Source organism: Bradyrhizobium sp. 45, assembly GCF_023073155.1.
Taxonomy (GTDB): Bacteria; Pseudomonadota; Alphaproteobacteria; order Rhizobiales; family Xanthobacteraceae; genus Bradyrhizobium; species Bradyrhizobium canariense_D.
This window is the reverse complement of the sequence record NZ_JADPIX010000112.1, coordinates 1-6,814: the sequence shown is the minus strand read 5'-3', so window position 1 is coordinate 6,814 and position 6,814 is coordinate 1. Positions and strand designations below refer to the sequence as shown.

Here is a 6,814-nt window from a genome sequence, read left to right as displayed (position 1 = left end):
GAAGTACGAGAAGGCCGCCGATTGCCTGAGCAAGGATCGAGACACGCTACTGGCGTTCTACGACTTCCCGGCCGAGCACTGGAAACACTTGCGGACGACCAACCCCATCGAAAGCACCTTCGCCACCGTTCGCCACCGCACCATCCGATCGAAGGGCTGCCTGTCCAACAAGACGGCACTCGCGATGGTCTTCAAACTGCTCGAGGCCGCGCAGAGAAGCTGGCGTCGTCTCGATGGCCACAACCAGTTGCCAAAACTCGTTGTCGGTGTGACATTCAATGATGGGATCGAGGTCATCGCCAAGCCGACCGACCGCCAGCCCATAACCGCCGCCGCCTGACCGGCTCCGGCCGTCACCAAAATTTGGCGATAGCTCCTGAACGCGCGATAGATGCTTGTACGCTGCAGTCCCGTTTTTATTGAGAGTTCTGAAATGTTGAAATGTCTGAGCGCCCGCCCGATCGCTCTGCAAATTGTGTGAGGTTCACCCGAAGCGGATGCCTCGTTGAGCTCAACGGTGAGCTGCGAAGGGATGACTGGCCTGAAGGTCTTTGTCATTCGAGGCTCCCAAAGAAGATGGCCGGCTCTAAGAGCCGGCCCCTGTTCTTTTTATGAAGCTGCTCAGTACCTCGCGATCATCGGACCGCCGAACTTGTAGTTCAGGCGGACGAGGCCGATGTCAACGTCTTGGCGGATGCGGTCGCTACCTGCGAAGGCTCCAGCCGGCGTGGTGAACTCGATCGTGCGATCGCCCAGGAAGATGTGGTTGTACTCGACGCCAACCGACCAGTTCGGAGCAAAGCCATACTCGAGGCCCGCGCCAACGGTGCCACCCCAACGGGTTTCACGCGCCGACGACAAGAGCGCGCCGGTCAAAATATCGAACACATCATACTTGTCGCCGACGACCGCGGCGCCGCCCTTGACGTAGAACAAAACATTGTTCCATGCGTAACCGACCTGCCCGGATCAGACCAAAAGAGTCGATGCGAGAGCGATTGCGATCAGTGCCAAACGCCAAGCTCGTGTTGTCGCCTCTGAAGTCAGCCCAGTTGCCTTGGCCTTCGAAACCGAACACCCAATTTGCCATCTGCCAGCGATAGCCAATCTGACCACCGATCGTGCCGCCGACAGCATTGTGGCAACCCTCGCCCACCAGAGCGCCTGGGACACCGAAAATGCCGGCTGCATCCACAAAATCCCAGCACTTGCGGCTTGAACCGCCGCCGCCGTTGATGCCGATGTAAAAGCCGCTCCAGTCGTAAACAGCAGCAACCATCGGAGGCGCCTTCGTATATGGCCGCGCGGCCAGATCCGCCGCACTGGCGGGAGCGACCAGCCCCAGAGTTATTGTTCCGGCCACAGCCGCTAAAGGCCTTTTCATGCGAGTGTCTCCCCAGAAATACGAGTTCAATGAATCGGATGCGTTTGGCTCCGTGCCCGATTAGGAGTACGTCGTTCGCCTCGACGTTGCTGCAGCCGGCTGCAACACTCGCGGTCAAAGACGAGCGGAATTCTTCATAGTTATAAGATAGTTGCGTAACTAAAATCCCGGTGGCGTGCACATCGGGGGCCTACGTCAACCGTTATGGCTGCACGATGTGCCATCGCGCATGGGGACGAGTACCGCGGATACGCACTGGCAAACGAGAACCCGTCAGCCCTATGTGGCTGGGGATTTTCTTTAGGCGCGCAGCCGAAGTCCTACTGCTCGGCAGAGTGATCGCTCACCGGCTGAGAAGGAGTTTAGGCAGAGAGAAACAGTGCAGGAACGTCGCAGACAAGGGCGCATCGAGACAAACGAGGCCGCCTACACCGATTGGGTGGCGAGAACATCGGACGGTCGCACGATGAGCAGCCGAGCCCTCCGAGACCTCGCACCATCATTGCTCGGTGCCCATGTTGTGCCCCAGCTTTTTTGGGGCACATACTTGAAGCGCCGCGTCGCTAAGTGGCTGATTCTACGGGGTAAATGGTGGGCGCACAAGGGATCGAACCTTGGACCTCTCCCGTGTGAAGGGAACGCTCTCCCGCTGAGCTATGCACCCGAAACCATCATGCAGGCGACCCGAGTTTCGGCCGCCGATGCTTTGGAGCCCGCGATTTAGAAGTGCAGGCCGAAGGTGTCAAGTTTCGAGGCGCTGCCGGGCCGGAAAACCTTCCCCCGGACCCGCAATTCGGCGGTCAGACCATCTTGGGGCCGCTTACGCGCCCTGCTGGCGGGCGCGGGAGGCGTGGGCCTGGAGCGCGCGGATGCGTTCGGCCAGTGTTCCGCCGCCTTCGGGCAGGGTGCCTGCGGCGGTGCCGTTGGCAGGGGCGTCGTTGGCCGGGCGTGGCGCCGGCCTCGGCGGCTGGCCGGCCTCCGCCGCGAGCAGGGCCTCGATCGGCGAGTTCGGCCCTTCGAGCTGCATCGCGAGCTTGGCCACCTCGGCTGCGATGTCGTTGATGCGTTCGCGCAGCAGCGCGTTCTCCATCCGCTCGGTCGCCCAGGAGCTCTCGGCCTGTTGCTGGATCGCGTTGATGTCGCGCTGGAGCTTGGCGCGCTCGTCGCGGGCGGTGTGCAGCTGCTCCTCGAGCGCGGTCTTTTCCGCGCGGATCGATTCCATTGCGGCCGAGGACTTGCCGCCGCTCAACGCCGCGATCTCAACGCGCAGCTCCTTGATGATGCGCTCATTGGCCTCGTTGGCCTGGCGGAGCTGGTTGTTCTCATAGTCGCGTTCGGCGAGCAGCTTGCCCTGCGTGGCAAGGCGTCCCTCGAGATCGCCGACGCGGCCCGACAACATCTCGGCCTCTTTCACCTGCACGATGAGTTGGCGATCGAGGTCGGTGACGCGCTGGCTCAGATTCTCGACGCGGCCGCGGGCGTCGCCGAGCTCGCGCGAAGCGGTCTCGGACTCGGTGCGCTCCTGCGCCAGCCGCGCCTGTGTCGCGGCAAATTCCTTTTCGGCGTCGCCGACGCGGTGCTTCAGCTCCTCGATCTGCGCACGGACCGCGACCAGCTCGACCTGACGGCTCTCCGCCATCATCGAGCGGTCGGACAGTTCGGAATTGATCTTTGCGAGCTCGCCCTGCTTGTCGGTCAGCGCGAGCTCGGCGGCGCGCAGGGCTGCGGTCTTGGTGTTGAATTCCTCTTCCGTGGCGCGGAGCTGCTCCTTCACCGCCTTCTCGCGCGCTTCGAGCGCGAAGATCGTGGCGTTCTTCTCGCCGAGCTCGATCTTCATGCGGTTGATGGCGTCGCTCTTCTTGCCGAGCTCGGCGAGCTGGCTCGTGGTCTTGTTCTTGAGCTGGTCGACGCTCATCTCCAGCCGTCGCGCCGACATGGCGAACTCGGCGCGGAGCTGGTCCTTGTCGGCCTGGATCTCGGCCATCGACAACGGCGTGGCGGCCTCGAGCCGGCGCGTGGTCAGGCGCACGGCGCGGTTATGCACCAGCGGCACGATCGCGAGCCCGCACAGCATCGAGAGCAGGAAACCGATCGCCAGGTACATGATCGGTTCGACCATGGGCCAGAACTCCCAAAGCTAAGGAAAAATTTACCAAGGACATTGCATGCGGGGCCGGCAAAAAGCCAGCCCCGACATGTCGTTAACCTTGATCCGTCGCCGGAGGGGAAAGCGGAACGCTAGAACGGGTTCCAGGTCGCGCGCGGGGTGAATTTCAAATAGCCGATATTGGCTCCCAGCCGCAGGCCGAGGCCCGAGCGGATCGGCACCAGCACGATGTTGTTGGCGGTGAGCGCCGTCATGCCGAAGCCGCCGATGATGTAGGCCGAGCCGTCGAGGCCGGCGAAGCGCTGGTAGATCGCGTTGGTGGCGGGCAGATTATAGACCAGCGTCATGGTGCGCGCGCCGTCGCCACCCCAGTCGAAGCCGAGCGAGGGACCCTGCCAGTAGACCCTGAGGTCACCGGCGTTCTTGGTGTAGAGCGTGCCTTCGCCGTAGCGCAGGCCGGCGACGAAAGCGCCGGACCCTTCCTCACCGAGGATATAGCCGTTGGGCAGGCCCCATTGGCTGACCGCCTTCTCGATGATCGAGGCGAGACCGCGCGAGACGTTGCCGAAGAAGCGATGCCCGGCGTTCACGAGTTCGTCCGGCCCATAGGTGCTGGGCGTCTGGGTCCGCTGCGGCGGCGGCAAGTCGGGCGGCGGCGGCTGCTGGGCGGAAGCCGGACTGATCCACCCGACCATCGCGGCAAGCGCGACTGCGGCAAGGCGTGATGCGAAAGTCATAAAAGAACCCCTGGTATCGAATCCGGTCGCTTCCTTAACCTGGCGCCAACAGGCGCGGCTCTAGGTTGCGCCGGATGTCCCCTCGACTCGGATGTTATCCGCAGCAACTATGACGGCACAACGGCAGGAAGCCAGCCCTTTGCGCCCCGGAATTGCCTTGATCGGCCTTCTGGTCTGCATGCTGTCGGGCATTTGGATCCTCTGCGCGGGGTTGCCGGCGCAGGCGGCCACCACCGAGCGGATCGTCGTCAACCGTTTCAGTGGCGTGGCGATCGAGGGCTTCGACCCCGTGGCCTATTTCGTCGCTGGCACGGCCGTGCAGGGGACGGCCGAGTTCGAGGCGAACCTGTGGGGCGCCGTCTGGCGCTTTCGGAACGAGGGCAACCGGGCGTCTTTCCTCGCCCATCCCGAGGTCTACGGGCCGCAGTTCGGCGGCTACGATCCGGTCGATATCGCCCGCGGCGTCATCATCGCCGGTAACCCCCGCTTCTTCGCGATCGCGGCGCAGCGGCTCTATCTGTTCAGCCGGGAAGCCAATCGCGACGCCTTCGCCGCCAATCCCGAGCGCTTCCTCTATGAGGTGGGCAAGCGCTGGCCCGCCCTCCAGGACAAGCTCAGCCAGTAGGCCCCTTTACGACCTCAGAGTCTTGCCGCCTGCGGGTCACCCCAAGCAATGAACTCCGGGATGATGAAGCCGCCATCGTGCCGCTCGCCGAAGCGGAGCGCGCCGCCCTTGCCGTCGGTCACGCTGCCGCCGGCCGCGGTCACGACCGCGTAGCCGGCCCCGACGTCCCATTCACAAGTGGGCCCCAAGCGGGGGTAGATGTCGGCACTGCCTTCCGCGATCCGTCCGAATTTCACGGCCGAGCCGACCGCCTTTCTGACGGCGCTGGGGCGATGATCGATGAACGCCTCGGTTCGGGGATCTCCATGCGAGCGGCTCACCGCGGCGATCCAGGGTTCGCCCAGGGGCGGCAGCTTGCGGGTATGGATCGGCTCGGCAGCGCCGATGGTTGCGCCGTCGAACCCGACGCGCTCGGCGCCACGGCCGACGATGCCGCGCCAGAGCAGCCCGAGTGCCGGCGCGCTGACGATGCCCAGCAGCGGCACGCCCGATGTCACCAGGGCAAGGTTGACGGTGAACTCGTCGCGCCCGGCGACGAACTCCTTGGTGCCGTCGAGCGGGTCGATCAGGAAGAAGCTGGCGCGGAACGGCGGCGAGGCGAGCTGGGTCCGCTCTTCCGAGAGCGTCGGGATGTCGCCCGCAAGCTGTGCCAGCCCGTCCGCGATGATGCGGTCGGCCGCAAGGTCGGCCTCGGTCACCGGCGAGCCGTCCTGCTTGCCGTCGACCCGCATCGCTGCGCGGTTGACCGCGAGGATGGCTTCGCCCGCCTTCACCACCAGGGCGGTGAGCGGCTCCATCAGGTGGGAGGCGGCCGCGCCGTCGATGATCCGCTTCACCTGCATGCCTCATTCATCGGCAATTCCATCCCTAAGCGAGTGATTCGCCGCGGCATTAGGGCCGCTTCGAACCGATCGCAAGCTAGCTGCCACGTGCCAGCGAATGTTAGAACCTGCGGCATTCGTCAAGCATGCTTGATTCGCCGCGTCCGCGCCGTGCAATTCCAGGAACCCTTTATGTCTGACGCTTCGTCACCCGCTACCGCCACCGCTCCAGATGCGCTCGAACTCGCTGCGCTGCTGTGCTCGCGGGTCTGCCACGATCTCATCAGCCCTGTCGGCGCCATCGTCAATGGGCTCGAAGTGCTCGACGACGATCCCAAGCCCGACGACCGCGAGTTCGCACTCGACTTGATACGCAAGAGCGCGAAAACCGCCTCCGCTCGCCTCCAGTTCTGCCGCCTCGCTTTTGGTGCGGCCGGCTCGTCCGGCGCGCAGATCGATCTCGGCGATGCCCAGACCATGGCGCGCGGCCACATCGAGGACGGCAAGTGCTCGATCACCTGGAATCTGCCGCGGATCTTGCTGCCGAAGAATCGCGTCAAGCTGCTGCTCAACATGCTGGTCGTTTCGCAGCACACGATCCCGCGCGGCGGCACGCTGACGATCGATCCGATCGGCGAGGGCGAGACCATGAGCTTCCGCATCACCGCGACCGGACATAATGCGCGCCTGCCGCAGAACATCTCCGAGCTCCTGAGCGGCGAGCGCGGCCCGGCTGCGGATGCACATGCGATCCAGCCTTATTATACGCGGCTGTTGGCAGAGGCTTGCGGGCTGACCGTGAGGCTCGCGCACGAAGGCGAGGCCATCACCATTATCGCGTCGTAGACACGCCGCCGCTCTCAAACGTTAATCGAATCTTTACGAGGCGCTTCGGCTTGTCCGGAGCGCCTTATCTCTTTGTTGGTTCCGTTCTTTTCCACATACTCAACCATTATTAAACGCTTTGCGGTGAAGCTGGCCCCATTCCGAATTGGCGCATCACGTCTTGTGTGCGCGCCCTCCCTGTATGAAGGCCTGTTTTCATGGATGATCTGTTGCGGGAGTTTTTGACGGAAACCAGCGAGAGCCTGGACACCGTGGACAATCAGCTGGTGAAGTTCGAGCAGGAGCCGAACAACG

6 protein-coding genes, 1 tRNA gene and 1 pseudogene are annotated in these 6,814 nt (G+C 63.7%); 3 read left to right on the top strand and 5 right to left on the bottom strand.

Features of this window, described 5'->3' with window-relative positions; translation table 11 throughout:
- Positions 1 to 340, top strand: a 340-nt coding sequence (locus IVB42_RS19665; RefSeq protein ID WP_247469853.1) for a transposase, incomplete at its 5' end; no start/stop codon positions are given.
- 281 nt (positions 341 to 621) lie between these two features.
- Here the strand turns inward: IVB42_RS19665 and IVB42_RS19660 are convergent.
- The 4 genes and pseudogenes from IVB42_RS19660 to IVB42_RS19645 form a co-directional block, all read right to left on the bottom strand.
- Positions 622 to 1,384, bottom strand: a pseudogene (locus tag IVB42_RS19660) (outer membrane beta-barrel protein).
- Between the two features lie 589 nt (positions 1,385 to 1,973).
- Positions 1,974 to 2,048 (bottom strand) — tRNA-Val (locus IVB42_RS19655).
- A gap of 156 nt (positions 2,049 to 2,204) precedes the next feature.
- On the bottom strand, positions 2,205 to 3,503 hold the full coding sequence (locus IVB42_RS19650; protein WP_247337937.1) for a hypothetical protein: 1,299 nt from the start codon (positions 3,501 to 3,503) through the stop codon (positions 2,205 to 2,207).
- A 119-nt stretch (positions 3,504 to 3,622) separates the two neighbouring features.
- Positions 3,623 to 4,228 (bottom strand): DUF1134 domain-containing protein, encoded by a 606-nt coding sequence (locus IVB42_RS19645; RefSeq protein ID WP_018458350.1) that lies wholly within the window; start codon positions 4,226 to 4,228, stop codon positions 3,623 to 3,625.
- A gap of 139 nt (positions 4,229 to 4,367) precedes the next feature.
- Between IVB42_RS19645 and IVB42_RS19640 the strand changes: the two genes are divergently transcribed.
- Positions 4,368 to 4,853 (top strand): YHS domain-containing (seleno)protein, encoded by a 486-nt coding sequence (locus IVB42_RS19640; protein WP_026233560.1) that lies wholly within the window; start codon positions 4,368 to 4,370, stop codon positions 4,851 to 4,853.
- A gap of 14 nt (positions 4,854 to 4,867) precedes the next feature.
- Here the strand turns inward: IVB42_RS19640 and IVB42_RS19635 are convergent, their stop codons facing one another.
- The gene (locus IVB42_RS19635; RefSeq protein ID WP_247300655.1) at positions 4,868 to 5,695 is read right to left on the bottom strand and encodes a 3'(2'),5'-bisphosphate nucleotidase CysQ; all 828 of its coding nucleotides are present in this window, start codon (positions 5,693 to 5,695) and stop codon (positions 4,868 to 4,870) included.
- A 171-nt stretch (positions 5,696 to 5,866) separates the two neighbouring features.
- Here IVB42_RS19635 and IVB42_RS19630 point away from each other — a divergent pair, with 171 nt between their 5' ends.
- A complete protein-coding gene (locus IVB42_RS19630) occupies positions 5,867 to 6,520 on the top strand; it encodes a histidine phosphotransferase family protein (RefSeq protein ID WP_018458347.1) in 654 nt (217 codons plus the stop codon).
- The last annotated feature ends 294 nt before the right edge of the window (positions 6,521 to 6,814 follow it).